At 58.7% G+C, this 26487-nt stretch carries 26 protein-coding genes; 10 read left to right on the plus strand and 16 right to left on the minus strand.

Annotated elements, in window-relative coordinates:
- Window positions 1-38 precede the first annotated feature (38 nt).
- The 3 genes from L6990_RS04915 to L6990_RS04925 are packed head-to-tail and all read right to left on the minus strand — an operon-like array spanning window position 39 to window position 2286.
- Window positions 39-998 (minus strand): hypothetical protein, encoded by a 960-nt coding sequence (locus L6990_RS04915; protein ID WP_237202955.1) that lies wholly within the window; start codon window positions 996-998, stop codon window positions 39-41.
- Window positions 995-1903, minus strand: coding sequence for an ATP-binding cassette domain-containing protein (locus tag L6990_RS04920; RefSeq protein WP_237202956.1), 909 nt, complete (start codon window positions 1901-1903; stop codon window positions 995-997). The genes L6990_RS04915 and L6990_RS04920 overlap by 4 nt, the downstream gene beginning before the upstream one ends.
- Window positions 1900-2286 carry a GntR family transcriptional regulator gene (locus L6990_RS04925; RefSeq protein WP_237202957.1) on the minus strand — a complete coding sequence of 129 codons (387 nt, stop codon included), beginning with the start codon at window positions 2284-2286 and terminating at the stop codon, window positions 1900-1902. The genes L6990_RS04920 and L6990_RS04925 overlap by 4 nt, the downstream gene beginning before the upstream one ends.
- A 163-nt stretch (window positions 2287-2449) precedes the next feature.
- Between L6990_RS04925 and L6990_RS04930 the strand changes: the two genes are divergently transcribed.
- A complete protein-coding gene (locus L6990_RS04930) occupies window positions 2450-2860 on the plus strand; it encodes a DoxX family protein (RefSeq protein ID WP_237202958.1) in 411 nt (136 codons plus the stop codon).
- A gap of 18 nt (window positions 2861-2878) precedes the next feature.
- Here the strand turns inward: L6990_RS04930 and L6990_RS04935 are convergent, their stop codons facing one another.
- From L6990_RS04935 to L6990_RS04945, 3 genes are all read right to left on the minus strand, one after another.
- On the minus strand, window positions 2879-4330 hold the full coding sequence (locus L6990_RS04935; RefSeq protein ID WP_237202959.1) for an anthranilate synthase component I family protein: 1452 nt from the start codon (window positions 4328-4330) through the stop codon (window positions 2879-2881).
- A 71-nt stretch (window positions 4331-4401) separates the two neighbouring features.
- On the minus strand, window positions 4402-4767 hold the full coding sequence (locus L6990_RS04940; RefSeq protein WP_237202960.1) for a DUF4190 domain-containing protein: 366 nt from the start codon (window positions 4765-4767) through the stop codon (window positions 4402-4404).
- Between the two features lie 115 nt (window positions 4768-4882).
- Entirely contained in the window at window positions 4883-5212 is a 330-nt protein-coding gene (locus L6990_RS04945) for a rhodanese-like domain-containing protein (protein WP_237202961.1), read from the minus strand.
- 224 nt (window positions 5213-5436) lie between these two features.
- Between L6990_RS04945 and L6990_RS04950 the strand changes: the two genes are divergently transcribed.
- The 8 genes from L6990_RS04950 (at window position 5437) to L6990_RS04985 (ending at window position 14938) form a co-directional block, all read left to right on the plus strand.
- Entirely contained in the window at window positions 5437-6819 is a 1383-nt protein-coding gene (locus L6990_RS04950; RefSeq protein ID WP_237202962.1) for an NAD-dependent succinate-semialdehyde dehydrogenase, read from the plus strand.
- A gap of 186 nt (window positions 6820-7005) precedes the next feature.
- Complete coding sequence (pgm, locus tag L6990_RS04955) at window positions 7006-8643, plus strand: phosphoglucomutase (alpha-D-glucose-1,6-bisphosphate-dependent) (RefSeq protein WP_237202963.1); 1638 nt, start codon at window positions 7006-7008, stop codon at window positions 8641-8643.
- A gap of 227 nt (window positions 8644-8870) precedes the next feature.
- On the plus strand, window positions 8871-10349 hold the full coding sequence (locus L6990_RS04960) for a peptide MFS transporter (protein ID WP_237202964.1): 1479 nt from the start codon (window positions 8871-8873) through the stop codon (window positions 10347-10349).
- A gap of 263 nt (window positions 10350-10612) precedes the next feature.
- Window positions 10613-11146: a DUF4242 domain-containing protein gene (locus L6990_RS04965; RefSeq protein WP_237202965.1), complete on the plus strand. Its 534-nt coding sequence runs from the start codon at window positions 10613-10615 to the stop codon at window positions 11144-11146.
- A 92-nt stretch (window positions 11147-11238) separates the two neighbouring features.
- On the plus strand, window positions 11239-12297 hold the full coding sequence (locus tag L6990_RS04970; protein WP_237202966.1) for an acyl-CoA dehydrogenase family protein: 1059 nt from the start codon (window positions 11239-11241) through the stop codon (window positions 12295-12297).
- Window positions 12275-13009: an ABC transporter ATP-binding protein gene (locus tag L6990_RS04975; RefSeq protein WP_237202967.1), complete on the plus strand. Its 735-nt coding sequence runs from the start codon at window positions 12275-12277 to the stop codon at window positions 13007-13009. Before L6990_RS04970 ends, L6990_RS04975 begins: the two co-directional genes overlap by 23 nt.
- On the plus strand, window positions 12999-14183 hold the full coding sequence (locus tag L6990_RS04980) for an ABC transporter substrate-binding protein (RefSeq protein WP_237202968.1): 1185 nt from the start codon (window positions 12999-13001) through the stop codon (window positions 14181-14183). The genes L6990_RS04975 and L6990_RS04980 overlap by 11 nt, the downstream gene beginning before the upstream one ends.
- Window positions 14180-14938 (plus strand): ABC transporter permease, encoded by a 759-nt coding sequence (locus L6990_RS04985; protein WP_237202969.1) that lies wholly within the window; start codon window positions 14180-14182, stop codon window positions 14936-14938. The genes L6990_RS04980 and L6990_RS04985 overlap by 4 nt, the downstream gene beginning before the upstream one ends.
- A 74-nt stretch (window positions 14939-15012) precedes the next feature.
- On the opposite strand, the gene mnhG is transcribed toward L6990_RS04985, so the two are convergent.
- From mnhG to L6990_RS05015, 6 genes are read right to left on the minus strand one after another with little or no spacing between them, the layout of a single operon-like run.
- On the minus strand, window positions 15013-15369 hold the full coding sequence (mnhG, locus tag L6990_RS04990) for a monovalent cation/H(+) antiporter subunit G (protein ID WP_237202970.1): 357 nt from the start codon (window positions 15367-15369) through the stop codon (window positions 15013-15015).
- Between the two features lie 3 nt (window positions 15370-15372).
- A complete protein-coding gene (locus L6990_RS11950; RefSeq protein WP_336604469.1) occupies window positions 15373-15801 on the minus strand; it encodes a monovalent cation/H+ antiporter complex subunit F in 429 nt (142 codons plus the stop codon).
- Window positions 15798-16370: a Na+/H+ antiporter subunit E gene (locus tag L6990_RS05000; RefSeq protein WP_237202971.1), complete on the minus strand. Its 573-nt coding sequence runs from the start codon at window positions 16368-16370 to the stop codon at window positions 15798-15800. Before L6990_RS05000 ends, L6990_RS11950 begins: the two co-directional genes overlap by 4 nt.
- Window positions 16367-17986 carry a Na+/H+ antiporter subunit D gene (locus L6990_RS05005; RefSeq protein ID WP_237202972.1) on the minus strand — a complete coding sequence of 540 codons (1620 nt, stop codon included), beginning with the start codon at window positions 17984-17986 and terminating at the stop codon, window positions 16367-16369. Before L6990_RS05005 ends, L6990_RS05000 begins: the two co-directional genes overlap by 4 nt.
- 3 nt (window positions 17987-17989) lie before the next feature.
- Complete coding sequence (locus L6990_RS05010; RefSeq protein ID WP_237202973.1) at window positions 17990-18511, minus strand: Na(+)/H(+) antiporter subunit C; 522 nt, start codon at window positions 18509-18511, stop codon at window positions 17990-17992.
- Window positions 18508-21576 (minus strand): Na+/H+ antiporter subunit A, encoded by a 3069-nt coding sequence (locus L6990_RS05015; protein WP_237202974.1) that lies wholly within the window; start codon window positions 21574-21576, stop codon window positions 18508-18510. The genes L6990_RS05010 and L6990_RS05015 overlap by 4 nt, the downstream gene beginning before the upstream one ends.
- 308 nt (window positions 21577-21884) lie before the next feature.
- Between L6990_RS05015 and L6990_RS05020 the strand changes: the two genes are divergently transcribed.
- A complete protein-coding gene (locus L6990_RS05020) occupies window positions 21885-23207 on the plus strand; it encodes a uracil-xanthine permease family protein (protein ID WP_237202975.1) in 1323 nt (440 codons plus the stop codon).
- 78 nt (window positions 23208-23285) lie between these two features.
- Here L6990_RS05020 and L6990_RS05025 read toward each other — a convergent pair whose 3' ends face one another.
- From L6990_RS05025 to L6990_RS05040, 4 genes are read right to left on the minus strand one after another with little or no spacing between them, the layout of a single operon-like run.
- On the minus strand, window positions 23286-24113 hold the full coding sequence (locus L6990_RS05025; protein WP_237202976.1) for a glycerophosphodiester phosphodiesterase family protein: 828 nt from the start codon (window positions 24111-24113) through the stop codon (window positions 23286-23288).
- Window positions 24114-24171: 58 nt separating this feature from the next.
- Window positions 24172-24987: an HAD family hydrolase gene (locus L6990_RS05030; RefSeq protein ID WP_237202977.1), complete on the minus strand. Its 816-nt coding sequence runs from the start codon at window positions 24985-24987 to the stop codon at window positions 24172-24174.
- A gap of 10 nt (window positions 24988-24997) precedes the next feature.
- Window positions 24998-25519 carry a YbhB/YbcL family Raf kinase inhibitor-like protein gene (locus L6990_RS05035; protein ID WP_237202978.1) on the minus strand — a complete coding sequence of 174 codons (522 nt, stop codon included), beginning with the start codon at window positions 25517-25519 and terminating at the stop codon, window positions 24998-25000.
- A gap of 23 nt (window positions 25520-25542) precedes the next feature.
- On the minus strand, window positions 25543-26484 hold the full coding sequence (locus L6990_RS05040; protein ID WP_237202979.1) for a carbohydrate kinase family protein: 942 nt from the start codon (window positions 26482-26484) through the stop codon (window positions 25543-25545).
- Between the last annotated feature and the right edge of the window lie 3 nt (window positions 26485-26487).

A 26487-nucleotide genomic window follows, 5' to 3' on the forward strand; every position in this document is an offset into this window, starting at 1 on the left:
CGGTCAGCTGTGCACCCCATTTCACTCTTTTTACCTTGCTAGCGCAGGGACGTGCGGCGCCAAACAAGCAGCCCTGCGAGGTAGGCAAGTACGACTCCGAGCAGGTGTTGCCCCACCGTGAAAGGGATAAAACCTAAATAAGGCATAGTGGCTAGCCCTGGCCAGAAGCCCGGTTCAAACCTAATGTAGCGTAAGTATTCAGGTTTTCCGTTGGCATCCCAGCTTACGGGGTAGATACGCATCATGTCGCTAATTCCCATGCTCGGGAAAAGGAATAAAATAGCCGTAACGAAATACCAGCACGCCACCACCGTAAGCGCCAAAATCAGTACCCCCTTGAGCGAAGTGCCAAAGCGGTGAGTGAGAGCGCCAAGCAGAGCTCCCATGAGCTGGGCAAGGAAGATCCAAAATACCCAGTTAAGAAGACCGGATGCTAGCAGAGGTAAGCCCGTTGCCCAGCCGTAACTATCGCGCATGGCTGGAATCAGGAAGGGGCTACTGAAAATACCCCAGAGAATGCCCCAGCCGTAGGTGAGTACCTCCACTACAACTAGCACCGAGATAATGGCACCCTGTTTGAGGGCGGTGATCAGGGTGGTAAGCACCATGCCGTTCCAGTAAGCAGACCGGCTAACGCCCAAGCTCATGATTGCCGATGCGCCTCTGGATACAGTGAAGAACATGAGTACCGCAAAGAGCACACCCATCAGCAAGAGGGTTGCCCCGGAGCGTTCCAGGGGTCGCGCTACTACCCCGTAATCCACACCGTTGGTCACCATAGAGATACCCCCCAAACCCGCCACTATCAGCCCCACTGCAACCGGTAGCAGCAGAGCCAAAGGGGAGCTCAGGTAGCTAACCCGTATCATGCGGCTTACGGTGCGAGCGCCATGCCCTGAGCCCTCGCGCTTTGTGGAGCGGGCTGGCTTCTTTTCTGCGGCGGGCACCACGGGGTGCAAGCCGGTATCTTCTGCCCAGGAAGAATCGGTGGTGGTCATTGGGCACCTCCTGTGGTGCGATGGGTGGAGGCTGCGCCGCTGTGGGCGGCAACCGTATCTTGTAGGGCAACGGGCTGGACGTTCACGCCCAACTCCGCAGCCAGATGATGGCATTCATCGGTCAACGGGGCAGCAAGGACGGCGCTGCGCAGCGCACCGATAGAGCGCTCTCTCACCACAGCTCCCTCTAGGCTGGCTTTAGCTAGGTAGACCGAAACGGCGTCCTGGCTGCCAGCGATTTCGTGTGCGGTGTAGACGGCGTCCTCAGCGTCGCCGGTGAAAACTACCCTGCCTTCGTCCAGCAGAATCACGCGGTTCAGCAGGGGTGCGATTTCATCAATCAGGTGGGTTGAAATCACGAAGGTGCGCGGGTTAGCACTGAAGTCTTGAAGTATGCGGTCATAGAAGATGCCGCGGGCGACCGGGTCCAGGCCGGTGTAGGGCTCGTCCATGAGGGTCAGTTCAGCCCTGCTGGCTAGCGCAACCGCGATCCCCAGCGCTGATTTTTGCCCGTCCGAGAGCCTGCGAGCGCGGGCCGTCAGCGGAACCCGAAAATCCATGAGCAGGGAAAGTGCCAGGGATTGATCCCAATTGCGGTAGGCGATGCGCCCCATTCGAAGCACCTGGTGGACGCTGGCGTCGTCGGGGTATGTCTGCCCGGTGCGTGCCAGGTGGGTGCGGGCAAGGTTGGCTCGGCTGGGTGCCTCACCAAAGAGCTCGATGGTGGACGCGGCATCTGGCAGGGTTTGCCCGGTCAGGGAGGTCAGCAGGGTGGTTTTACCTGCGCCATTCCTGCCCACAAGGCCGTAAATCAGCCCCTCTTCAAGTTCTAGGCTGATACCGTCTAGGGCCTTGGTGCCGCGAAAGGTTTTGCTGAGGTTTTCTGTGCGCACGATGGGGCTCATGATGCATCTCCTTGAGTAGGTGAACTGCCTCCAAAGGCCGCTGTAATTGCCGCCAGCACTTCGCTGCGGTCCAGCCCCAGGGTGCGGGACTCTTCGATTAGAGGGGTTACGAACCCCTCGACGAACTGCTGCCTGCGTTCGGTGCGTAAAATTTCTGCTGCTCCGCTGGCCACGAACATGCCAATGCCTCGCTTCTTGTAGAGAATGCCCCGGTCAACCAAGAGGTTGACCCCTTTACCGGCGGTTGCCGGGTTGATGCGGTAGAAGGCCGCGAACTCATTGGTTGAGGGCACCTGAGTTTCTTCGGCGTAGGTTCCGGCTAAGATTTCGCCACTGATGTGGTCGGCTATCTGCTGGAAGATGGGTTTGTCACCCGCTAGCATGAGCACCTCCTTATCGGTACTTAGCGGTCGCCAAGTTAGTTGGTTAGTTACTCATGTAGTTAACCTACGGCAGAGGTGGGCGCTTGGCAAGAAGTTTTTTTGAGAGAACCCAGAAATCTAGAAGAACGTCACCAGATAGACCGGCGGGCGTAGCATGGTGAGCATGAATCCTTTTAAGAAAGACCCCACCGAAACCACCGGGCAGAAATTGACTCGTCTAGGCTTAGGCACTGGCCTGACCTTCATGGGCGCCCTGCACTTCAAGAAGGACGCCGTGCAGTCCTTCGCGTCCATCGTTCCGCCCTGGGTACCTGGCAGCCCCGAGGGCGCAGTGTATGCATCCGGCGTGGCCGAGCTGGCCCTGGGCCTGACCCTGCTGACCGCACCCGGCGCTCGACGCGCATCCGGGCTTGGTGCAGCCGCGCTCTTTGCGGCGGTTTTCCCCGCCAATGTTTATCAGTACACCCAGGGCATTGATATTCCAGGGGTATTTGATACAGACGCCAAGCGCCTGCGCCGCCTCCCCATGCAGATTCCTATGATTGCAGGGGCTCTCTACGTAGCAAAGAAATAGCCCGGGGCTGAAACCCAGCTAGGATGCCGCTACTTCACCTGCTTGGCGGGGCACGGCCGCGCGCAACTTGGTGACCATCTCGTCGTATTCGGCAGCGGGGTCTGAGTCAGCCACAATCGCTCCGCCGGCAGCCAGGGTGAGGGTGCCATCCCGGTGGGCAACCAGCGTCCTAATGACGATAGAAAGAGCCGCTGAGCCGTCCGCCCCAAAATATCCCAGGGCGCCCGAGTAGACCCCGCGAGCGCGCCCCTCAAGCCGGTCGATAATTGCCATGGTGGACGCTTTGGGCGCCCCGGTCATGGAGCCGCCCGGGAAGCAGGCGGCAGTTGCACCTACCGCGGTGACGCCGGGGCGCAACTGAGCGGTGATAGTGGAGACCAGCTGGTGGACGGTCGAGTAGCTTTCAACCCCCATCAGTACCGGCACGCGTACTGACTCGGGGTAGGACACCAACGAAAGGTCGTTGCGGAGCAGATCAACAATCATGAGGTTTTCCGCCCGGGTTTTGGGGTCCGCCGCCAGCCAGGCGGACGCCGCGGCGTCCTCTTCAGGGGTAGCACCGCGGGGCACAGTACCCTTGATGGGCTTACTTTCCGCCTGCCCACCGGCGGTTACGGTGAGAAACTTTTCGGGCGAAGAGCTGAGCACCGTGAAGTCATCGCAGCGCAAAAAGCTAGCGTAGGGGGCGGCATTCTTGGCGCGCTGGGCTAGGTAGAGCGCCAGCAGGTCAGCTTCATCCAGAGCAGGCTGCACCCGAGAAGAAGTTTCAGCGGTCAGGCAGACTTCATAGCTGTTGCCCTCAAAGATTTCCCGCTGAGATTCTTGAACCTTAGCAAGGTAGTCGTCGCGGTCAGGCAAGGGGAAGTCAGGAATGACAGGAATATATGCACTATCTAGCATATTTTGGATGCCAGTATCTTTACCCAGTTCTGCCAACTGCCGGGCGGTCTGCTGAACCCAGGCATCCGGGCCCACCAGCCACGCCTTACCGCTGACGTGCTCATAGGCAAGATAGTGGGTGGCGGGCATCCAGAGCGCATCGGGGGTGGTCGCCTGCCGGTGCGGGTGATGGTGGTGAAAGTCAGTGAGTTCAAGATCAGCGTGCGCCTCGTAGCCCATGAAACCTACGTAGCCACCGGGCAGAGCATCCGGCGGGAGACCCTCCGCGCCGGTAATAGCAGGAGCCTCCGCCAGCACCCGGGGTAGCACCTGCCAGATCGTGCCGGGTAGCGTGCGAGCCGCCGCCCCCTCGTTATCAAGAACGCTAACCTGCGGCTGATTCATTCCGGCAGACTCGTAGCGCAGCACTCCCCCATTGTGGGGAGCACCTAGATAGGAGTAGCGGGACATGGGCGATTCATCGCGGGCAGAGTCGAGCCAGAAAGCATACGGGTTACTGCCTGCAAGCAGGGGAAAAGCATCTTTAGGTTCCACCCAAAAGGGCAGGGGCAGGCAGATCAGGGAAGTCACCGGTTTAGTATAGCTGGCAAACAAAAGGGGCACCCCTCAGGTGCCCCTCCAAGAATGTTTTGGGTTGGACCTTAAACAACCCCGCTGATGCGGAGGACCAAGCCTAGAATCCACAGGGCGGTGGAAATTGAGCTGATAATGACACCGGTGAGGTTCAAGCCTTTAGAGTTCTGGGGAACGCCAGCAGCAGCCAGCTTATTCGACAACATCAGACCGCGAATACCAGCCACCAGACCAGCAACTGATAGGAAGGGCAGAATAATGAAGGCTACCGCGCCAAAGACAATGGACAGAATGCCAGAAGTCTTAGCGTCCTTCTGCTGCTTCACCAGCTCAGGGTTAGCACCGTAAGGCTGCTGGGCGTTGGGCTGACCGGGTGCAGGGTTCTGCCCGTTGTAGTTACCGTAAGGATTGTTGTTATCAGGGTGTGTAGTCATGCCCACTAGCCTAACGGCGTTTAAAGTAACTACCTAAAATATTTCGCCATACAACAAAGCTACGCAACAAAAAGCCGCCCCGATGGCACCGGGGCGGCTGTAGTGGCAGAAGCGTTTAGCGCACCTGCGGGGTCTCACCATTCTCGGAGACCATGGGCATCTCGGCGTCCTGCCATGCACCCATGCCACCAATGACGTTAATGGCGTCAAAACCGTACTGGTTGAGGTAGGCGGCGGCACGCAGTGAGCGGCCACCGGCACGGCAGATGACGTATACATCTTCGTCTGCCGGCACATCACCGTAACGCTCGGGCACTTCGCCCAGGGGAATATGCTGGGCGCCTTCAATGTGACCTTCTTGCCACTCGTAGTCCTCGCGGACGTCCAGAATTTTGGCGCCTTCGGGAATCTGGTCGACGGTAACCTGGGGGATGTCTTCGTTCATAGCTGAGTCCTTTACTTGAGATGTTTCTTGGCTTCAGCATAGGCAGGGTGGGCTGCGGCTCACAAGTGGTTCAGCCAGTACCGAAATCACCGCCTCCGAATCGCACTTCTACGCTGTGAGCGCAGAGCTTTCCTGCCCACCCCCTTTGACGAGCCATGCTGCGCAGCTAGAGTTAGTAGAAAGCACGCTTATAAATATCGTGCGCTTACTCAAAGGAGGTTGCTATGAGCACCTACGCACTGACCAATGCCAACACTGGCAAGGTCGAAAAGACTTTTGATTCCCTCGCATCCAGCGAGATCCCCGGGCTCATCGACACTGCCCACAAGGCCTACCTTTCATGGAAAACCAACTCCGTAGCGGAGCGCGCCAAGGTACTCGCTGCGGCCGCCAAGGGCTTCGATGCGCGCAAGGAAGAACTTGCTGAAATCATCGGCCGTGAAATGGGCAAGCCCCGCGCCGAAGCTCTGGCTGAGATCCAGCTCGTGGTGGATATTTTCAACTGGTACGCCACCGAGGGGCCAGCGCACCTTGAAGATTCACCTCTAGATGCCGAAGGTGCACCCGTAAACTTCGTGCGCCACGACCCACTGGGCGTCCTCCTGGGCGTCATGCCCTGGAACTTCCCCTACTACCAGCTAGCACGCTTCGCGGCCCCCAATCTACTGGTGGGTAACACCGTCCTGATGAAGCAGGCGTCCATCTGCCCTGTTTCATCGGCGGTCTTTGAGGAAGTATTGTTAGAGGCAAACCTGCCCAAGGGTGCCTACCAGAACCTCTACCTCAATACCGAAGACGTCGAGCACATCCTCAAGGATTTCCGCGTGAAGGGCGTATCGGTCACTGGCTCTGAACGTGCCGGCGCTGCGGTTGCTGAGCTGGCGGCGCAGAACCTCAAGAAGTCCGTGATGGAACTTGGTGGCAACGACCCCGCTATCGTCCTGGCCGACGTTGACAACGTTGGCAAGGTGGCAGAAACCCTTGCTGGTCTGCGCTTTTCAAATGCTGGTCAGGTGTGCACCTCACCCAAGCGCGTCATCGTGGTTGAAGACATTTACGATGAGTTCGTTGAAGCCGCAAAGACCGCTGTTGAGAACTTCGTGGTGGGCGACGCCGATGACCCCAAGACCCAGATGGGCCCGCTATCCTCAGAGTCAGCGCGCGATGACGCCGTTGAGCGCATCGAGCAGGCAGTCAAGGACGGAGCGACCCTGCATGTGGGCGGCAAGAAGCTGGACCGCCCCGGCTGGTTTATGAGCCCTGCACTGCTGACCGACGTTGACTTTGACGATGACCTTTCCTGCAATGAACTCTTCGGCCCAGCGCTGGTGGTCTACAAAGTCAAGGATGAGGCGGCAGCCATTAAGTTCGCCAACGCCAGCGAGTACGGTCTGCAGGCATCCGTGTGGACCGCTGATATGGATCACGGTCTTGAAGTAGCAGATCGGATTGAAGCCGGCATGGTGCTGGTCAACGAGCATGTTGTCACCCAGGCAGATCTACCCTTCGGCGGCATCAACAAGTCAGGTTACGGGCGCGAACTGACCCAGTGGGGTCTGCTCGAGTTCACCAATGAGAAGCTGATTCGCGCTACTCAGCTCAGCTAGAGTTCTTCTCGCCGCTTCCCCGCGGCGTCGCGTGACCCGGCTATTGTTCTAGCCGGGTCACACGTTTTAAACCGTCTCATCACTGAAGGCTCTCTAACGTTCACCAGCTTCACCGGCGTCCACAATGAGGATTACACACGGGCGGTTCTACGCGGTTCATGCACACCACCGGGATAGGCTTAAAGCATGTCAAACCGCGCCGGCACAGTTGCCACCCCTCAAGACCTTGTTGATATCGATGCGCTGATCAGCGCCTACTACGACCTCACCCCAGAGATGACCGACCCCGCCCAGCGCGTGGCATTCGGCACCTCCGGCCACCGAGGTAGCTCTTTCAAGAGCTCCTTCAACGACGCCCACATTGCAGCTATTTCGCAGGCAATTGCAGAGTACCGCAAGGGGCAGGGTATCACCGGGCCGCTGTTTATGGGCAAGGACACCCACGCACTCTCAGGCCCGGCGCAGGACACCGCCTTAGAGGTGCTGGCGGCTAATGACATCACCGTTCTTCTGGACGCCAACGAAGGTTTTGTGCCCACCCCCGCGCTCTCACGCGCCATCATCGTTCACAACGCCAACCCCGCCAACACCGCGCAGGCTGACGGCATTGTGATTACCCCCAGCCACAACCCCCCTGCTGACGGCGGTTTCAAGTACAACCCTCCCCACGGTGGCCCCGCCGATTCTGACGCGACCGGCTGGATTGCCGACCGCGCCAACCAGCTGCTTGAAGGTGGGAACAAGGACGTCGCGCGCCTGCCCCTCGAAAAGGCTGCAGCAGCCGAGACTACCGGCACCTACGACTACCTGGGTACCTACGTTGACGAGCTGGGCGACGTCATCGACATGGAGGCCATTGCCTCCTCCGGTCTGAAGATTGGCGCGGACCCCATGGGCAGCGCTTCCGTTGCCTACTGGCAGCGTATCGCCGAGCAGTACAAGCTCAACATGGACGTGGTTAACCCCGCCGTTGACCCCCAGTGGGCTTTCATGACCCTGGATTGGGACGAGAAAATCCGCATGGACTGCTCCTCCCCCAACGCCATGGCGTCCCTGATTGCCAACCGCGATAAGTACGACATCGCCACCGGCAACGACGCAGATTCAGACCGCCACGGCATCGTCACCCCCGATCAGGGGCTGATGAACCCCAACCACTACCTGGCAACCGCCATTGACTACCTCTACCGCAACCGCACCGGTTGGGCAGCAGATGCTGGCATTGGCAAGACCCTGGTGTCCTCCTCAATTATCGACCGCGTGGCTGATTCTTTGGGCCGCAAGCTCATTGAGGTTCCCGTGGGCTTCAAGTACTTTGTAGACGGCCTGAGCACCGGCACGATCGGTTTTGGCGGCGAAGAATCCGCAGGTGCCTCCTTCCTCATGCGCGACGGCAAGGTCTGGACCACCGATAAGGACGGCATCATCTTGGCCCTGCTGGCATCCGAAATGACCGCAGTGACCGGCAAGACCCCCTCCCAGCGTTACGCTGAGCTGACCGCGTCCTTTGGTGAGCCCGCCTACGCCCGGGTGGACGCCGCGGCGTCCCGCGAGCAGAAGGCCAAGCTAGGCAAGCTCTCACCGGCGGACGTCACCGCTTTGGAGCTAGCAGGCGAGGCTATCACCGCCAAGCTGACCGAGGCACCCGGCAACGGTGCTTCCATTGGCGGTTTGAAGGTGACCACCGAGAACGCCTGGTTCGCGGCCCGCCCCTCAGGCACCGAAGATGTCTACAAAATCTACGCCGAATCCTTCAAGGGTGCAAAGCACCTGGCTCAGGTTCAGAAGGAAGCTAAGGCGCTGGTGGACGGCGTCATCGCCTAGCGTCTAGCGCTCCGCTGCGAAGGGACTGTTCGAGAGATTGTATTTATCACAGCAATCTCCCGGGCAGCCCCTTTTTTCCTCCCTAACAGCGACTCAAAAACCCTCCATCAACCCCATAGATATTCATTCAGAAGTGTAAATAACCAAGCTAAGAGAGTAAGGTAGCCTACCGACCGCATTTATATACACGGTCTCCCGCGCAATACATCTACACACAAGGTACTACTATGACAACCCCCGCAATGCGGCCTACTCCGGAGGACGCCCACAATCCCAGTGGCAAAACCTTCTTCGGCCACCCCCGTATGCTTGCCAGTCTCTTCTCCGTAGAACTTTGGGAGCGTTTCTCCTTCTACGGCATGCAGGTCATCATGCTCTACTACCTCTACTGGGAAGCTGACCGTGGCGGCCTGGGCCTCCTCAGCGAGGCATCAGCAGCCAGCGTCATGGGTGCCTACGGTGGCATGGTCTACCTCATGGCAGTCGTGGGTGGCTTCTTAGGCGACCGTGTCTTCGGGCCCGAACGCACCCTCTTTTACTCAGCCTTCGCCATTATGGCAGGTCACCTGGCACTCGCCGTGCTACCCGGCGCAGCTGGCGTTATTGCCGGTCTGGTGCTTGTTGCTATCGGCTCCGGCGGTCTTAAAACCAACGCATCAGTGCTGGTAGGGTCTCTCTACGACCGCACCGACCCCCGCCGTGACGGTGGCTTCACCATCTTCTATATCGGTGTAAACATCGGTGCCTTCTTCGGCCCCATGCTCACCGGTATTCTGCGTGAGTCCTACGGCTTCCACATCGCCTTCGGTCTAGCGGCTGCAGGTATGGCAATCGGCCTCATCCAGTACTCGCTGACCCGCAAGAATCTACCCGCCAGCGTCCACGAGCTCTCTGAGCCCATGAATGCCAGCGAGAAGAAGATCTACGGCGGTCTTGCTGTACTCATCATTGCAGCTGTGCTCGTCCTGGTGATGACCGGTCTTATCAACCCCGCCAACCTGGCGACCTGGGTCATGACCATTGTTGCAATCAGCGCCGCGGTACTCTTCTACACCCTGCTGACCTCAAAGCACACCACAGTGGACGAGCATTCCCGGGTGGTCTCCTTCATTCCCATGTTCATCGGTAACGTAGCGTTCTGGGCGCTCTTCCAGCAGCAGTTCACTGTGCTAGCGATCTACTCAGAATCCCGTATCAACTGGAACATCATGGGTCTACAGTTCACCCCCGAATTTATGAACTCCATTAATCCGGTTTTCATCATGATCTTCGGCGCTGTCTTTACTGCCATGTGGACCAAGTTGGGTGACCGTCAGCCCACCACCCCGGTCAAGTTCTCGCTTGCCCTGATTTTGATTGGTCTAGCCTTCCTGATCTTCCTAACCCAGGCAGGGAACACCAACGTGAACTTCCTGTGGATTGTGCTGATTCTCTTTATTTGCACCATGGGCGAGCTGGCAATTTCACCGGTGGGTACCTCCCTGGCCACCAAACTGGCGCCCGAGAAGCACCGCGTGGCTATGGTTGCGCTCTACTTCACTTCTGTCTCGCTGGGTACCGTTCTGGCGGGCTGGTTGGGCCGTTTCTACACCATGGAAACCGAAGTCGCTTACTTCACCACCCTGGGTGTCGTCACCATCATTATCGGTGCCGTCCTCTGGGCCATGAATAAGTGGATCGTTAAGAAGATGGCCGGCGTGCGTTAGCAGCAAGCATCTTTTTAGACAGAAGGACGCCGCCCCGCAGCTCCCTGCCGGCACCGATTTTCGGTGGATGAGGGGAGCGGCGGGGCGGCGTCCTTCTAGCTACTTCTGCCCTTTTTGACAAGCACCCGTTACGAATTGTTGCCCAGCGTTACCCCATGTAAAGCGGAATATTCTAAAACTTAGACACCTCTAAAACTGCGGGCGTAGTCTAGTGTGAACAGGTGTCTTTAAAATGCTGGCACCCCGCATGAAACGGAGAGAACATGTCACTCTACCTCGTAGAATTCACCCCTCACGATACTTCGCAGGACGAAGTGAAAGCACTGGTTGCTGACATCGCTCAGGTACTGGGCGGCGTGGACGGCGCTGAGCTGATTGAAACCCAGGTCACCGGTGACTACAAGCTGGTCTTCGCCATCATCGAGGCAGCTAACCCCGGCGTCTTCGCTCCCGCGGTCAAGGACGCCTTCAGTGCCCGCGCTGGGCTGGAGGGCCCCGATGAGGTGCGTCTGGTGGGTGCTGAACTCGAGGACATCAAGAAGCTCAAGTCCAGCGCAGAGTACCTGGTTGAATGGGATATCCCCGCAGAAATCACCATGGATCAGTACCTCACTCGCAAGAAGGCTAATTCTCCTAAGTACGCGCAGGTGCCCGAGGTTTCCTTCCTGCGCACCTACGTGAGAGAAGATACCGCCAAGTGCCTCTGTTTCTACGATGCCCCTGATGAGGCAGCGGTCGTACGAGCACGCGAAGCGGTATCAACTCCCATTGACCGCCTCTTCAAGCTCAACGTCTAGACACAGCAGAGACCGCCGCCCACCACCAGGCGGCGGTTTTTTTACACTCTAAAACCCCAGCACCCCACTTCTAGAGCAGTTAGAAAACAGCCATGACAAGCACTTTTACCCTTGAACCTCTCTACCCCTACTCCCAGCGGGACAACCTGCTGGCGCTAGCGCGAGAACACGCTGCCGCAGTGGACGCGGGGGAACGCTCCCCTTTCGAGACCCTGCGTCAGCTGGGGCAGCAGGGTCTGCTGACGCTAGGGCGCACCGGGTCAGTGCTACCCCAGGCGGCCGTAGCCTTTGACCTGGCGACCGAAGACACAGCAACCGCCTTCTCACTCTGGGCCCACCGGGCTACTATCGCCTTCTTTGACGCCGTGGGGCGTCAGCTGCCCGAGGGCATGGAAACCGGTGAAACCACCGGGTCAACCGCCATGGCTGCCGCCTTCAAACACGCCTCGGGAGTAGGTGAACTGGGGGTTCAGGCAAAGCATACCGAAGGCGGGTTGCTGCTCAATGGAAGCATCAGCTGGGCGTCCAACCTCTACTCGGGAGGCGTCATGGTTCTTCCCGTGGCAGTGGAGGACGCTGCGCCCGGTGAACCTGGTAGCTACATCGTCACCCTGCGTGTGGGCGTTGAGGGGCTAGATGTGAATTACCAGAAAGGCCTCCTGGCCCTGGATGCGACTGAATCCGGCTTCATCCGCCTGACCGAGGTCTTTGTCCCCGAGGCAGATATTCTCAGCCGCGACGTCCCCGGTTTCCTCGCTGCCATCACTGCACCTTTTCTGTTGATTCAGTCCTCTTTCTGCCTCGGTCTGGCAGCTGCAGCACTCGCAGCAACAGCGCCCCACACCGATGTCTCCCGGGGTATTTTTACCCAGGAATTTGAGCAGATCAATGCTGAATACCAGCGCCTGCGCGCCGAGCTCACCGACCTCGCCCAGGAGCCTGCTGCTGCCAGCCGCCACCGTCTACTCCAGCTGCGTCTGGACGTCTCTCATCTGGCGACCAGCGCCACCCGCCTGGAAATGGCAGTGATTGGCGGACGCGGCTACAAGACCACCAGCGCCACCGCCCGCCGATATCGCGAGGCAACCTTCTTGCCCGTCCAATCCCCCACCGAGGGGCACCTGCGCTATGAACTCTCTCAGATTGACTAAAACAATCATGGACGCTCTCACCGTCACAGGTGCCACTAAAACCTACCCCGGGGCACCTCAACCTGTATTCAAAAATATTGACTTGACCCTCCCCCGGGGTGAAGCCTTCGTGATTCTGGGAGCTACCGGCTCTGGTAAGTCCACTCTCTTACGTGCGGTGGCGCAGCTTGAAGAACTGGATTCCGGCTCAATACAGGTGGCTGACCGGGGCCGTCTAGCCGTAGTCTTTCAGGAGGCTTCACTCTTCCCCTGGCTGACGGTTCGGCAGAATATCGAGCTAGGTGCCCGCTACAAACGCAACAGCGGCAGAGTAACCGCTGAGGGGGTCAAGGAACTTATCTCTCGGTTGGGTCTGAACGGGCTTGAAAACCGTAAAGTCAGTGAGATTTCTGGCGGCCAGGCCCAGCGGGTTTCCATTGGCCGTGCCCTGGCTATTCAGCCTTCTCTCTTGCTACTCGATGAGCCTTTCTCAGCACTTGACCCAGCCACCCGCGAAGAATTACAAGGCTGGTTGCGCAGCCTGATTGAGGATCTGGGGCTGACCGTTTTGATGGTCTCCCACGATATCGCTGAGGCCACGACGGTGGGCGACCGCATTGGCTTCTTTGAGGCGGGCAAGGGTTTCACCCGCTTCTGGCGGCCCCGTGATGAGCAGGTATCCAAGGACGAAATTCTGGGCTACTACCGGGAGCAGGGTTCCTATGTCATCTAAACTCAACCGTCGAAGAGTGCTGGGTGCAGGCGGCCTTACCCTAACGGCAGCCGGTGCTGCTTGGGGTGCACATACTCTGGGCGCGGCGTCCGGTGCTGAAGCTGCCGGCAGGGCACAGAGCACCGATGACGCTATCAGGATCGGCTACCTCCCTATCACTGACGCTTCTCCCCTGCTCCTAGCGCACGCCAGGGGCATGTATGAGGGCGCCGGTGTGCAGGTGGAACAACCGGTGCTCTTCCGCTCCTGGGCGTCCCTCACCGAAGCTTTTATTTCGGGCACCGTTGATGTGATTCACCTGCTCATGCCCATGGCGGTTTACCTCAAGTACGATCTGGGCGCTGACGCCCAGGTGGTGGCATGGAATCACGTGAACGGCTCGGCGCTGACTCTCTCGCCGTCCATCAGAGACCTGTCAGAGCTAGCGGGGCAGACAGTGGCGATTCCAGCCTGGTTTTCAATCCACAACATTCTGGTGCAGAAGATTTTGAAGGAGGCTGGCCTGACGCCGGTGATTCGTAAAACCGCAGACAAGACCCAGAACGAGGTAGCTCTGATTGTTATGGCGCCGGCGGATATGATTCCGGCGCTGGCCAACGGAACCATAGCCGGCTTTACGGTGGCTGACCCCTTCAACGCTGCCGCCCACGCCAGCGGGGCCGGCACTATTCAGCGCTTTATGGGCGATGTCTGGCGCGACCATGCCTGCTGCGTAACCATGATGCGCTCCTCGCTGATTGAGCGAGAGAACGGGGCCGCCCAAAAGTTTGCAGATGCCCTAGTCAAGGCGCAGATTTACGCCCGCGAGAACCGTGTGGAGGCAGCCGCCCTACTCTCTGAAAAGAAGTACCTACCGCAGAAGCCCGCTGCCATTCTGCGGGCTATGACCGACCATTTTGAGGATCATAAGGGAATTATTAAAAACCCCAGCTGGGGCGGGGAGTTACTGCAGTTTCAGCCCTATCCCTACGCTAGCTACACCCAAGAACTGGTCCAGCAGATGCGCAACACTCTCATGGACGCCCCCACCGACTTTCTTGAAGGGCTAGACGCTTCGGCGGTGCATGGGGAGCTCGTTAATTCTGAGTTAGTCACCCAGGCTATGCAAGCAGCGGGTGGTCTGGGCACGTTCGGTGTCAAGAGCCTAGAGCGCACCGAGGAGATTTCAGCATGAGCACCGTCAAGAAACAGAATCAGTCACTGACTAAGAGCTGGGTGCTGGGCGCTGCAGGCATTGTCTTCGCTGTTCTTCTCTGGTGGATTTTCACCCGGGCGGCTACCGGCAACCTGATGCTGGCAGCCTTCGCCCCCGAGAACGTCCCCGGCGCCCTGAGTAGCCTGCTGGGGCGCGGGGTGCTGCTCTCTGATATCGGCATTAGCCTCTTTAGGCTGTTGAGCGGGCTGGGTCTTGCTGCCCTCTTGGGCGTGCCTCTCGGGCTGCTCATCGGGTTCTCCCGTCTGGTTGAGCAGACCAGTGCGCCGCTGGTGCAGTTCTTGCGCATGGTCTCCCCGCTCTCTTGGGCGCCCATTGCGGTGGCTCTTTTTGGGGTGGGTAGCCTGCCGGTCATTTTCCTGGTGGCTATCGCCGCTATTTGGCCCATTACTCTGGGTACGGTTTCGGGGGTGCGGGCACTCAACCCGGCACACCTTCAGGTAGCTAGGACGCTAGGGGCTAGCGGCCCGGAGCAGTTGCGTTCGGTGGTGTTACCTTCCATTCGCCCCTTTGTACTCTCGGGCGTCCGCCTGGCGCTGGGTATTGGCTGGGTCATTATTGTGCCAGCCGAGATGTTGGGTGTTTCTTCGGGGCTAGGCTACGAGATTTTGAATGCCCGTGACCGGCTAGCCTACGACGAGATGCTAGTGGTTATCCTGGTCATTGGTGTTCTAGGCATTGCCCTGGACACGCTGGCACAGAAGCTACTCAAGTAGTCGGGCACTAAAAGACCCGCTTTCTGCAACGCAACAAGGGCATAACAGAAAGCGGGTCTTTATACGCGAGGGCTCTACTTGCCTTCTACCTCATCGACCAGGCGACGCAGGTCGTCGTGGCGGAGGTCAGTTTTACGGAAGTGCTTATTACGGTAGCCAGAGCGCGCCATCATATGACCCGAGATGGGGATGGTGATCATCTGAAGCACCATAATGAGAATCAGCACGGGGACGTCCTCCCAGCTTCTCATGTGAAGCCCTACCGCCAGGAGCAGCAGCATAAGACCAAAAATCTGGGGCTTGGTACCAGCGTGTAGACGGGTCAGCAGATCGGGAAAGCGCACCAGGCCCACCGCCGCCGCTAAGGACATAAGGGAGCCAACAATCAGGCAAATAGCAGTAACAATATCGAGAATGAGATCGGTATTCACGGTTTATTCCCCCTGATCCATTGATGCGCGGGACGGATGCGACTCGCTGTGGTGCACTTTGTCGGTATCCTCAGCATGGTGATCACGGTGATCGTGACCGGTTGAGCGGTTGCCGCGGTTTTTACGGCGGCGGTGCTGTTCAACAGTGGTGATGGGGGTAGCTTCATCGGCCTTAGAGTTGTCGGCGAAGCGTGCCACGGTAACAGAGCCAACGAAGCCGATGAGAGCAATGGCGACCAGCAGAATCAGAGAGAACTCGGTATCGGTGACGATCATGATGATGCAGAGCGCCGAGGTGATAATGGAGAGCAGAACGTCGCTAGCGAGCACGCGATCCAGCAGGGACGGTCCCTTCCAGATACGATAAACGGTGCCCCAGGTGGAGATGGTGAGAATAACGCCTGCGATCCAGGCTATGGTGCTTAGGCTCATGCTGCGGCCTCCTTATCGCGTGTCTCATCTGCAAGTAGCGCTTCGTGCTCTTCTTTACTGCCTACTGCCTTGATGATGAGAGACTCAAAGTAACCCACGGTGCGGATGAAGTCTTGAATCTCTTCTTCAGTAGAGCTATCGAGCACGTGGAAGTAGAGCACCGAAAGGGAACGGTCTACCTCCACCACGACAGAACCAGGAATTAGAGACATAGTGTGTGACACCGCAGTGAGGAGCAGGTCAGAGTGGGTGCGCAGCTGAACTGCCACCACAGAGTTACGCAGCGGCGGAGTAAAGGTGAAGGCCAACCACATGACGTGCACACTGGCTACCGCAATATTCCAAATAAAGAACACCAAGAACTTGATGGCATACCAGGGATTAAAGCGGTTAGAGAGGTAAAGGGTGGGCAGTCGGAAAATCCAGACGATTCCCAGCGCAAGCACCAACCCGAAGGCCAGGAAGGGCAGGGAAAAGTTCTGCCAGAGGGCACACCACACGAAAACCAACCAGAGGGTAGGCGGAATGGAGTGCAGCAGGTCGGAGCTGGAGGTTTTTAGGGCTTTCACTGGTTGACCTCCTGGGAGCCGTTGAGGTTGACCTGTTCGTTGATGAACTGTTCGCGGGTGGGAGCGTCCTCACCGAGAACCGCTGAGATGTAGCGGTCGGGGTTGAACAAGTTATCTGATGCTCGGTCTGAGAGGTTGTAGAGTGGGCCCGCGAATACAGTGATGAGCACACCTACTGATACCAGGCTGACGGTAGAGACCATCATGGAGGCGGGGATATTTTTACTGTCGGTTTCATCCGGTTGCTCACCGGTATGCTCAGCTCGGACCAGAGCGGGGGTGGGCTGTTCTGCGTCCTTGGCGGGGCGCCAGAAAGCCTTGTTCCAGACGCGAGCCAAAGCCAGCAGGGTCAGCAGTGAAACGAGGACGCCGATGCCTGCGTTGATGTAGGCGAGGGCACCACCGTTTTGCACGGAAGCTTCGATAAAGCCAACCTTGCCGATAAAGCTGGAGAAGGGCGGGATTCCGCCCAGGTTGATGGCGTGCACAAAGTAGAGCAGAGCCAGGAAGGGTGAAATTTTGATGAGCCCACCCAGGCGGCGCAGATTGGTTGAGCCGGCACGGCGTTCAATCAGACCTACCACCATGAAGAGGCCGGTCTGAATCACGATGTGGTGGGCGATGTAGAAGACCACGGTGGTCAGGCCCAGTTCGTTGTTGAGCGAGATACCCCAAATCATGTAACCGATGTGGCTGATCAGGATGAAGGAGAGCAGACGCTTGATGTCGCCCTGCGCCAGAGCACCGAGGATACCTACCAGTAGGGTCAGGCCAGCGACGACGCCCAGCAGGGTGGAGAGCTGCCCGCCAGGGAAGAGCAGGGTTTCGGTGCGGATGATAGCGTAAACGCCCACCTTGGTGAGCAGGCCCGCGAAGACGGCGGTCACCGGTGCTGGTGCCGTGGGGTAGGAGTCGGGTAGCCAGAGGGAGAGCGGGAAGACCGCTGCCTTGATGCCGAAGGCGATGAGCAGCATGAGGTGTAGCTGCATCTGGGTGCCTTCAGGGAGGGTTCCCAGCTTGAGCGAAAGATCGGCCATGTTCACGGTGCCTACTGAAGCGTAGACAAAGCCGATAGCGGTCAAGAAGAGCAGAGATGAGACCACGGAGACCACCACGTAGGTCACGCCCGCACGAATACGCGGGGTGTTGGCGTTCATGGTGATAAGCACGTAGGACGCCATGAGCAGGATTTCAAAGCCCACGTAGAGGTTGAAGAGGTCCCCTGCTAAGAAGGCGTTAGAGACGCCTGCCAGCAACATGAGGTAGGTGGGGTAGAAGACCGAGATGGGCACCTCGTCATCGTCATCCGCCAGGTTCTGGCCGGTGGCGAAAACCAGCACGGCAAGAGAGATGGTGGAGGAAACCACCAGCATGAGAGCCGAGAGCTGATCGACCACCAGGGTGATACCGAAGGGAGCCTCCCAACCGGCAATGAAAACAATCTGAGGCTCTAGGTTCCATACCGAGAAAAGCATGAGAATCTCAAAAATGAGCACCCCTGCCACGGCAAAGAAGGCGATGAGACGCTGTGTTTTATCTTTTTTAGAGATGAAGGTCAGGGCTGCTGCCATGAACAGCACGATGACACTGAGGGGGGCGAGCTGAGCTAGTTCCACAGGTTAAGCCCCCAATCCTTCTGAGCTGTCGCTCCCGGTCGCTGACCGAACAGGGATCGAATGGGTCTTCCTTCTCTCTTTGTTAGCTTGGCGTTCACGGGTTTCTTCGTCCGCATCAAATTCTGAGGTTTCCGCTTCGATATCGGCGTCGGCTTCCGTGTCAAAGGAGCTCTGCTCTGCCACGCGGATATCTTCATCATCGTCCTGAATTTCATCGGCGCGTGAGAGCAACCAGCTGCGGTAGATAATGCCCAGGATCAGGGCAGTCACCGCGCAGGAAATCACGATTGCCGTGAGAACCAGTGCCTGCGGTAGCGGGTCAGAGTAGTCTTCTGCAGCAATATCTGTTGCGTAGAAGGGGGCGAGCCCGGCAGGGCCACCGGCATGCAGAATGAGGATGTTGGTGGCATTGGTAATCAGCATAAGGCCGAGCACCACGCGGGTCATGGAGCGATCCAGGATGAGGTAGACGCCCACGGCGTAGAGCACACCCATGACCAGGATGAGGCTGAGATCAATAATCATGATTGTGCCTTTCTACGATTTTTGTTCTTGCGTTCCTTGATGAGTTTCTCGTCTACTCGTTCGCCCAGACTGCGCAGGATATCGAGAACCAGGCCGATGACCAGCAGGTAAACACCGGTATCGAAGATCGTCGCAGTGACAAAGTGAACATCACCAAAGACCGGTACCCAGAAGTCAAAGACGTAGCTGGAGAAGATGGGATCTCCCCAGAAGGCTGGTGCAATCGCATAGAGCGTGGAGAGCCCCAAACCGGCACCGAGGAAGGCTCCCGCTGAGAGCGGGGACGCGGCGCGTAACTCCGCGCCGCCGCCGGCCAGGTAGCGCACAGCGAAGGCAAGGCCTGCCAACAGACCGCCGGCAAAGCCGCCGCCGGGCAGGTTGTGACCGGCAACCAGCATGTAGAGGGAAACCATAATCAGGGTGTGGAAAATAAGACGGGTGACCACTTCGAGCAGAATGGAACGGGACTCCGGGGGCAGGGTGCGGCCCGCCACGATGAAGGGGTCACGTTCCACCGATGAGAACTGACCGGCAACCCGCTGATGCACACTAATGTGGCTGCGCTGAGTGAAAGATTTCTCAATCTTCTTCATGGTGGTGGTGTCCAGGCGCTGGTTGCGGTTATCCGCGCGCCCTTCAATGAAGAGCAGGGATGCCACGCCGGTGGCAGCCAGTGCCAGCACTGAAATTTCACCGAAGGTATCCCAGACACGCAGGTCTACCAGGATTACGTTGACCACGTTGTAGCCGTAACCAATTTCGTAGGCCAGGCGCGGCATGTCCAGAGAAATAGCCGGCAGGGAACGAGATGAGAAGGTGAACATGGCAAGTGCCATCATCAGGGTTGCGAAACCCACGGCGATAATGACGCGCAGGGTTTTGCGGGCGCCGTCCTTACCGTCTTTGGCTTTCACGCGAGGGATGTCACGGGGTAGCACACGCATCGCCAGCACGAAGGCGACCAGCACGATGGTTTCAACCAGGAGCTGGGTGGTGGCAAGGTCAGGGGCGCTGCGGGTGGCAAAGAGAATTGCCATGCCGTAGCCGGTCACTGACACCATGAGGATCGCTAGGAAGCGGCGGCGCACGAAGACCACCACCAGGGCGGCAACCATCATGACCAGAACGATTGACCACTGCGCTGGGGATTCGCTAATGCGAATGTTAGCTAACGGCGGGGTTTCGTTGATGAAAAGCGCTGCGGTGGGGACTAGCACGGCAGTCATCAGGATGACGGCCAAGTAGTAGGCAAGGGAGCCTCGCTGAGTCATACCGGTGACCCACACGGCGAATCGGTCCAGCAGGTCAATCAGATTACGGTAGACCACTGACGCACTGGGGGTATGCGTCAGGGCTCGCTGCAGTTCTTCAATCTGTCGCTTGAAGACAAAGAGTAGGAGGCCCACCAGCACAATGGCTAGTGAGGTGAAGAGCGCGGGAGTGAAACCGTGCCAGAGAGCCAGGTGCAGTTCAAGTTCTGGTGCGGACGCCGGGAAAGCGTCAAGGAAGGGCTTGATGAAGAGGTGGGCGGGCTCCGGGTAGAAACCAAAGAACACGGTGAGCAGTGTCAGCACCGCGGGGGCGGCGACAAAGCTGTAGCTGACCTGGTGGAAGGCGGTGTCGGGGCTCAGCTTTTTACCGCTCTTGCTGCGCAGGGCAGCCGGGCGGCCGCCGTCCGCGCTTTCCTGGCAATATTTGACGTGTTCGTGGTTAATGTAGTTGTAGGGCTTAGCCGCAAAAGCACCCCAGACAAAGCGGGCGCTGTAGGCAAAGGTAAGCACGGAGCCCAGCACGATAGCGGCCAAGGTGACGGCGCTCTGCCAGCCAGTGGTATGCCCCACGTAGGTTTCTAGCACTGCTTCTTTAGCGACGAAACCGGCCAGCGGAGATACACCGGCCATGGACGCCGCCGAAATCAGTGAGACCCAGAAGAGTTTAGGGGCACGGCGGTAGATGCCGGAGAGACGGCGAATGTCACGAGTACCGGACTGATGGTCGATGATGCCAACTGCTAGGAAGAGCGTTGCTTTAAAGAGGCTGTGCGCCAGCATCATAGCCATAGCGGCATATATAGCGTTGGGCGTGCCACCCGAGATAATCAGGGTGAGGAAACCCAACTGGCTCACGGTACCGTAAGCAAGAATCAGTTTAAGGTCGGTCTGTTTGAGAGCGGCCCAGCCACCAAAAATCATGGTGAAGGCACCAAAGATGACCAGTATGTTCTGCCAGATGGCTACCTCGCCGTAGCCTGGAGCCAGACGCAGCAGAAGGTAGATGCCTGCCTTGACCATGGCAGCTGCGTGCAGGTAAGCACTGACGGGGGTAGGGGCGGCCATTGCGCCGGGTAGCCAGAAGTGCACGGGGAAGATGGCGGACTTGCTCAGCGCGCCGCAAAGAATGAGCACTAGCGCGGCGGAAAGTAGCCCTAAGCTCATGGTGCTGCTGTCGCCTGCCTGCGCGGCGGCTACCAGGGCGGGGCCGCGTTCAACCAGTTCAGCCAGACTGTAGGTGCCTAGGGAGTGACCCAGCATGATGATGCCCACCAGCATAGCAAGACCGCCGGCGGTGGTGACCGTCAGAGCCTGCAACGCCGAGCTGCGAGCCGAGAGGCGGTGGCGGGAGTAGCCAATGAGCAGGTAAGAGAGGATGGTCGTGATTTCCCAGAAGATGAACATGATGATGAAGTCATCTGCGGTAATCAGACCGAACATGGCGCCGGCGAAGCCGAAGAGGTAGGCGGCGAACTGACCGATGTCACCGCTGCTGTGCTTGAAATAGCTTGCGCAGTAGAAGAGCACTAGAGAGCCAATTCCGAGCACGAGCAGGCTCATCACCCAGGAAAGGGTATCCATACGGAAGGTGAGTTCGAGGTTGAGCTCGGGGATCCACCGGTAGCTTTCGGACCAGGGCGTACCACCCAGGATGCTCTGGGTTTTCGTGAGCACAAAAGCCAGCACGAGTGCTGGTATTGCGGCCAGCAGGTAAAACACGCTGGTTCCCATACGGCGCGCCAGCCAGGGCGTGGCTATCGACAGGAGGAGGAAGAGGGCAAGAACTATGGTCACGTATCAGGCCTTGGGTCTACAGGGGCATTCTGTTAAAAGAATACGTGCGCTTAGCGTCTCTGTCGATGATGAAGGTCTCAAAAATTCACATTTGTCAGATAAAAAGCAATTCCTGCACGGTGCAATGATTGCTACATATCTGTCGGGGGTTACGTAAACGGTAATTATCTTTTGAAGGTCCGGTAGAAACCTCAACACATCTTTTCTACGATCCACTCAGCATCACTCCCACCCTTGCGTCCCTAAGCTCCGGCGGCAGAGTAAACTAAGGACGATTTACACTCATTACACTACGGTTGGGACCCCCTGTGACCTCTCGCTCCCCTTTCGCCTGGACGCTGCACGGCGACGGTAAAAATATCACCCCCGGCGGCGTCGTCCGCCCCCACGAACGCCTGGCCTGGGGCCGCACCATCGGCATTGGCGCCCAGCACGTGGTTGCCATGTTCGGCGCGACCTTCCTGGTGCCCCTGCTGACCGGCTTTCCGCCCGCCACCACCCTCTTCTTCTCGGGTATTGGCACCATCCTTTTCCTGCTGATTACCGCAGGACGCGTGCCCTCCTACCTGGGCTCATCCTTCGCTTTTATCGCCCCACTGGCAGCAGCCACCAACCAGTACGGCCCCGGCGGTGCCCTGGGTGGCATCGTCATGGCAGGTGTTTCCCTCTTCCTGGTAGGCGCCATTGTGCAGTTCGCCGGCACCGGCTGGCTGACCAAGCTCATGCCTCCGGTCGTCACCGGCGCCATCGTGGCACTGATCGGCTTCAACCTGGCACCCAGCGCCAAAAACAACTTCATGGAAGCCCCCGTCACCGCCCTGGTCACCCTAGCCTCCATCATCCTGATTTCGGTCATCTTCAAGGGCATGATTGGACGCCTAGCCATTTTGCTGGGCGTCATCATCGGCTACATCACCGCAGCGTTGCGCGGCGAAGTTGATTTCAGCGCAATCCAGCAGGCATGGGACACCGAAGGCCTCATCGGCCTGCCCCACTTCCAGACCCCCGAATTCCATTGGAACCTAGCCGGCCTCTTCATTCCCGTGATTCTGGTGCTGGTGGCTGAGAACATTGGCCACGTGAAGTCCGTGGCACTGATGACCGGTGAAAACCTGGACAAGTATTCCGGCCGCGCTCTCATGGCAGACGGCCTGGCCACCACCATTGCCGGCGCTGGCGGCGGTTCCGGTACCACCACCTACGCCGAGAATATCGGTGTCATGGCAGCCACCAAGGTCTACTCCACCGCAGCTTACTGGGTAGCCGCTATCGTGGCAGTTCTGCTCTCGGTCTTCCCGGTCTTCGGTGCAGCCGTTGCCTCCGTCCCCGCAGGCGTGCTGGGTGGAGCCGCCACCGTCCTCTACGGCATGATCGGCATGCTGGGCGTGCGCATCTGGGTAGAGAACCGCGTGGACTTCTCCAACCAGGTCAACCTCACCGCCGCGTCCGTGGCCCTGATCGTGGGCATTGCCGACTACACCTGGGATATTGGGGATCTCCAGTTCGCAGGCATCGCCCTGGGCACCGCCGCAACCCTGGTGGTCTACCACCTCATGGCAGCCATTGCGCGCACTACCGGCTCCCACCCCGAGCCACTCACCCCCAGCGAAGCTAAGGGCGACGCCCACTAAGGCCCGCACCGCTAAGACCCACACAAAGCGGGGCTAGTTCACACTGAACTAGCCCCGCTTTTTCACGCATAATCTGCCTTAGGACGCTGCCCGCTCCGCCAGGGTTGCGGCCAGCAGGTCGGTGCGGTTAGTGACGATACCGTCTACCCCTAGGTCGAGCAAGCGGCGCATCTCCGCTTCATCATCAATCGTCCAGACGTGCACCTTAATGCCAAAACGGTGCGCCATAGCAACGGTGGTACGATCTACGACCCTAAAGGTAACCCCAGCGTAAGTTTGAGTGACGGGCACCTGGATGGACTGAAAAGGGCTAATCCAGGGAGCAGTAACGGCGCGTACCAGAGGCCACAGACGCCAGCTCACCCGGCTGCAGAGATAAAAGAGGACGGTAGCGAGTTCACTGCCACTCGACGGAATATGCGCACCCAGCTGGGCTGCAAACTGAACCGCACGCGCCTTACGCTCTTCCCTGAAGGACGCAAAGCGCACACGGTCTTGAGCCCCTTCCTGCACGGTGATCCTGGCGATGCGTTCTGCCGCGGCGGCGTCCTTGATATCTACGTTGACCGGCATGCTGGGGAAGGTGCGAAGTACCTGTTCAAAGGTTGCCAGCTTGCCCCCCTTGGCCATTTCACGGTCTTTGAGTTCTTCCCAGGTTGCGTCCTTGATAGCACCAGAGGTACCAAAGAGCCTGTTGAGAGTGTGATCGTGGAATGCCACCACTACACCGTCGGCGGTGGTGTGAGCGTCGGTTTCCAGCCAGTGTGCGCCGGCGTCCACTGCCTGAGCAAATGCTTCTAGAGTATTCTCGGTGCACCCATGAGCTAGACCCCTGTGGGCAAAAATTTCAAAGGTATCGAGGGGTCGGTGAAGAGAAGAGCTGTGCGCTGCTGACCTAGTAGACATTCTTATAAGAGTACTACCCGCCAGTAACTTAGGGGCGCTCATCTCAAGAGAACTACGTCTAAGACGCTCTGACCAGCAGTTTCTCTATTATTTGAGCCACGCCGTCCTGGTCAAATGCGGGGCAGGTGCGCCCCACAGTTTGGCGCAGAGAGGGCGAGCCGGATTCCAGGGCATAACCCTGACCAGCCCACTGCAACATCTCCAGATCATTGGGCATATCACCAAAAGCGGCAACCTCGTGCGCTTCGATACCGCGCTCAGCGGCAAAATCAGCCAGCACCGCCCCTTTATTCAAACCGGGTGCTGCCATCTCAATGAGGGGATCCCCCGGCACCGCGTGCGTCACTGACACTCGCTCCCCCACCAGTTTTGCCACACGCGACAGCAAGTCCTCGGGGTCATACCCCTCCACACGCACCAGGTACTTAACCAGCTGCGCCTCTGGGCTCAAAATTTCTGCCAGGTTGCCCCAGACCAGCTCACTATTTTCAAGCGGGCCGCCCTCTTCCACCTTCACATCGCCCTGTAAAAAGACAGTGTCGACCGTTTCAGCGGTGAAAGTAGCGGTGGGGAACTCACGCTCTAAAATCTGGTGTGCCCCTAAAACTGTGTGCGTTCCAAGGGTGCGGGTTGCTACCACTTCGCCTTTACCCACATGGTAAGTCACCGCCCCATTAGAGCAAATAGCGTAGGAGTCATAGCCGGGCAGCTGACCCAGCACTCCGTCTAACCAGCGAAAGGGGCGACCGGTGACAACCACCAGTTGCACGCCGGCGTCCCGGGCGGCACTCAGGGCGTCAAGGGTTCGCTCGCGAAAGCGAAAGTCGTGCCCAATGAGGGTGCCGTCCAGGTCACTGGCAATCAGTTTTATCACGGTGGTGAAACTAGTTTTCTTCGTGGGTTGCGGTGAGGAAGGCACGGGCAATCCCGTGGAAGAAGAGGTTAAAGTTCACGACGGCAGGGCTGGCGTTCTCATCGATGTCCAGCTTCTCAACGTCCACAGCGGTGACGCAGAAGATGTAGCGGTGAGCACCGTGACCGGCGGGCGGGGCTGCGCCTACAAAGCCGCGGGTGCCGCCGTCATTCAGGTGCCCCAGAGCCCTTGCTGGCAGGTTCTCTGCGGCACCGGTAGCCAGCTCAGTGACATCAGCGGGCAGGTTAGAGGCAGCCCAGTGCCAGAAGCCACTGGGGGTAGGAGCATCGGGGTCAAAACAGGTGACCACAAAAGACTTGGTGCCCTCAGGGAAACCCTCCCAGGAAAGCTGCGGCGAGACGTCCTCACCCCCGCAGCCCATAATCCCCGACACCTGGGCTTTGGGTAGCGACGCGCCCTCCTGAATGTCGGTGGACGTGAGGGTAAAGGTGGGTAGGTCGGGCAAATCGGCGTAGGGTTCACGGTTCAACATTGAAGCCTCCTCGTCTTGTGGGGTTATGAGCGGGCGAGAGTCGCTTCGAGCTCTTCGCGGGTGGGTGGGTTAGCGCCGGGGCGTGAAACGGTGATACCGGCTGCTGTGGCGGCGAAGGTGAGAATCTGTTTGAGTTCATCCTTGCTCATCAGCTGCAGGGTAGCGCGAGCGCCCTTACCTTCGATGCCGCGATCCAGTAGAGCTGCTAGCAGGGCTGCCATGAGGGAGTCGCCGGCACCCACGGTGTCAGCGACCTCAACCCGGTAGGCGGGCATGGCTACACCGGCGGGGCCAGTTTTTTGGGTGATTGCCCAGGGGCCCAGTTCGCCGCGAGTGACGACCACCAGGGAGGCGCCCAATTCCAGCCATGCCTTGGCGGATTCTTCGAGAGAGCGCTGGGGGTAGAGCCAGAGCAGGTCTTCATCTGATGCCTTGACGACATCCGAGTAGCGCACGATGCTTTCGGCCCACTTGCGCGCTACCGAGGCGTCAGGGACGATGGTCGGTCGGCAGTTGGGGTCGTAAGAAATCAGTGCGTTGGCAGATGCTTTGCGCACGGTGTCCAGTACGGTGCTGGCACCGGGTTCTAGCATGGCGCCGATAGACCCAACGTGCACTGCGGTAGCTCCTGCGGCGACGTCCGCCAGTTTCTCGGCGGCGCCGTCCAGTGACCAGTCGATGTCGAACTCGTAGTCAGCTGCGCCGTCCTCACCGATAGTGGCCTGGGCGACCGAGGTCTTCTTCTCGTCCGCACCCACCGGCAGGTGCACGCCCGAAGCACGCAGGTGCTCATCAATGAGCGTGCCGTGATCGTCCTTGCCGTAGCGGCCAATAAACTGCGCATCGTGGCCGAGACGGGCCAGGCCCACGGCTACATTCATGGGGGATCCGCCGGGGTGCGCGGCAGTTTCGGCACCGGGGCGCTGGACAACATCTACGAGGGCTTCGCCAATGACAGTAAGCATGAG

Origin of the sequence: Rothia endophytica (genome assembly GCF_928381505.1) — a bacterium.
In the GTDB taxonomy this organism is placed as follows: domain Bacteria; phylum Actinomycetota; class Actinomycetes; order Actinomycetales; family Micrococcaceae; genus Rothia; species Rothia endophytica_A.

What these genes read in the sequence shown, in the direction of transcription:
- L6990_RS04915 (WP_237202955.1), bottom strand. Translation starts at nt 998, where the DNA reads ATGACCACCACCGATTCTTCCTGGGCAGAAGATACCGGCTTGCACCCC.
- L6990_RS04920 (WP_237202956.1), bottom strand. Translation starts at nt 1,903, where the DNA reads ATGAGCCCCATCGTGCGCACAGAAAACCTCAGCAAAACCTTTCGCGGC.
- L6990_RS04925 (WP_237202957.1), bottom strand. Translation starts at nt 2,286, where the DNA reads ATGCTAGCGGGTGACAAACCCATCTTCCAGCAGATAGCCGACCACATC.
- L6990_RS04930 (WP_237202958.1), top strand. Translation starts at nt 2,450, where the DNA reads ATGAATCCTTTTAAGAAAGACCCCACCGAAACCACCGGGCAGAAATTG.
- L6990_RS04940 (WP_237202960.1), bottom strand. Translation starts at nt 4,767, where the DNA reads ATGACTACACACCCTGATAACAACAATCCTTACGGTAACTACAACGGG.
- L6990_RS04945 (WP_237202961.1), bottom strand. Translation starts at nt 5,212, where the DNA reads ATGAACGAAGACATCCCCCAGGTTACCGTCGACCAGATTCCCGAAGGC.
- L6990_RS04950 (WP_237202962.1), top strand. Translation starts at nt 5,437, where the DNA reads ATGAGCACCTACGCACTGACCAATGCCAACACTGGCAAGGTCGAAAAG.
- pgm (WP_237202963.1), top strand. Translation starts at nt 7,006, where the DNA reads ATGTCAAACCGCGCCGGCACAGTTGCCACCCCTCAAGACCTTGTTGAT.
- L6990_RS04960 (WP_237202964.1), top strand. Translation starts at nt 8,871, where the DNA reads ATGACAACCCCCGCAATGCGGCCTACTCCGGAGGACGCCCACAATCCC.
- L6990_RS04965 (WP_237202965.1), top strand. Translation starts at nt 10,613, where the DNA reads ATGTCACTCTACCTCGTAGAATTCACCCCTCACGATACTTCGCAGGAC.
- L6990_RS04970 (WP_237202966.1), top strand. Translation starts at nt 11,239, where the DNA reads ATGACAAGCACTTTTACCCTTGAACCTCTCTACCCCTACTCCCAGCGG.
- L6990_RS04975 (WP_237202967.1), top strand. Translation starts at nt 12,275, where the DNA reads ATGAACTCTCTCAGATTGACTAAAACAATCATGGACGCTCTCACCGTC.
- L6990_RS04980 (WP_237202968.1), top strand. Translation starts at nt 12,999, where the DNA reads ATGTCATCTAAACTCAACCGTCGAAGAGTGCTGGGTGCAGGCGGCCTT.
- L6990_RS04985 (WP_237202969.1), top strand. Translation starts at nt 14,180, where the DNA reads ATGAGCACCGTCAAGAAACAGAATCAGTCACTGACTAAGAGCTGGGTG.
- L6990_RS11950 (WP_336604469.1), bottom strand. Translation starts at nt 15,801, where the DNA reads ATGAGCCTAAGCACCATAGCCTGGATCGCAGGCGTTATTCTCACCATC.
- L6990_RS05010 (WP_237202973.1), bottom strand. Translation starts at nt 18,511, where the DNA reads ATGATTATTGATCTCAGCCTCATCCTGGTCATGGGTGTGCTCTACGCC.
- L6990_RS05025 (WP_237202976.1), bottom strand. Translation starts at nt 24,113, where the DNA reads ATGTCTACTAGGTCAGCAGCGCACAGCTCTTCTCTTCACCGACCCCTC.
- L6990_RS05035 (WP_237202978.1), bottom strand. Translation starts at nt 25,519, where the DNA reads ATGTTGAACCGTGAACCCTACGCCGATTTGCCCGACCTACCCACCTTT.
- L6990_RS05040 (WP_237202979.1), bottom strand. Translation starts at nt 26,484, where the DNA reads ATGCTTACTGTCATTGGCGAAGCCCTCGTAGATGTTGTCCAGCGCCCC.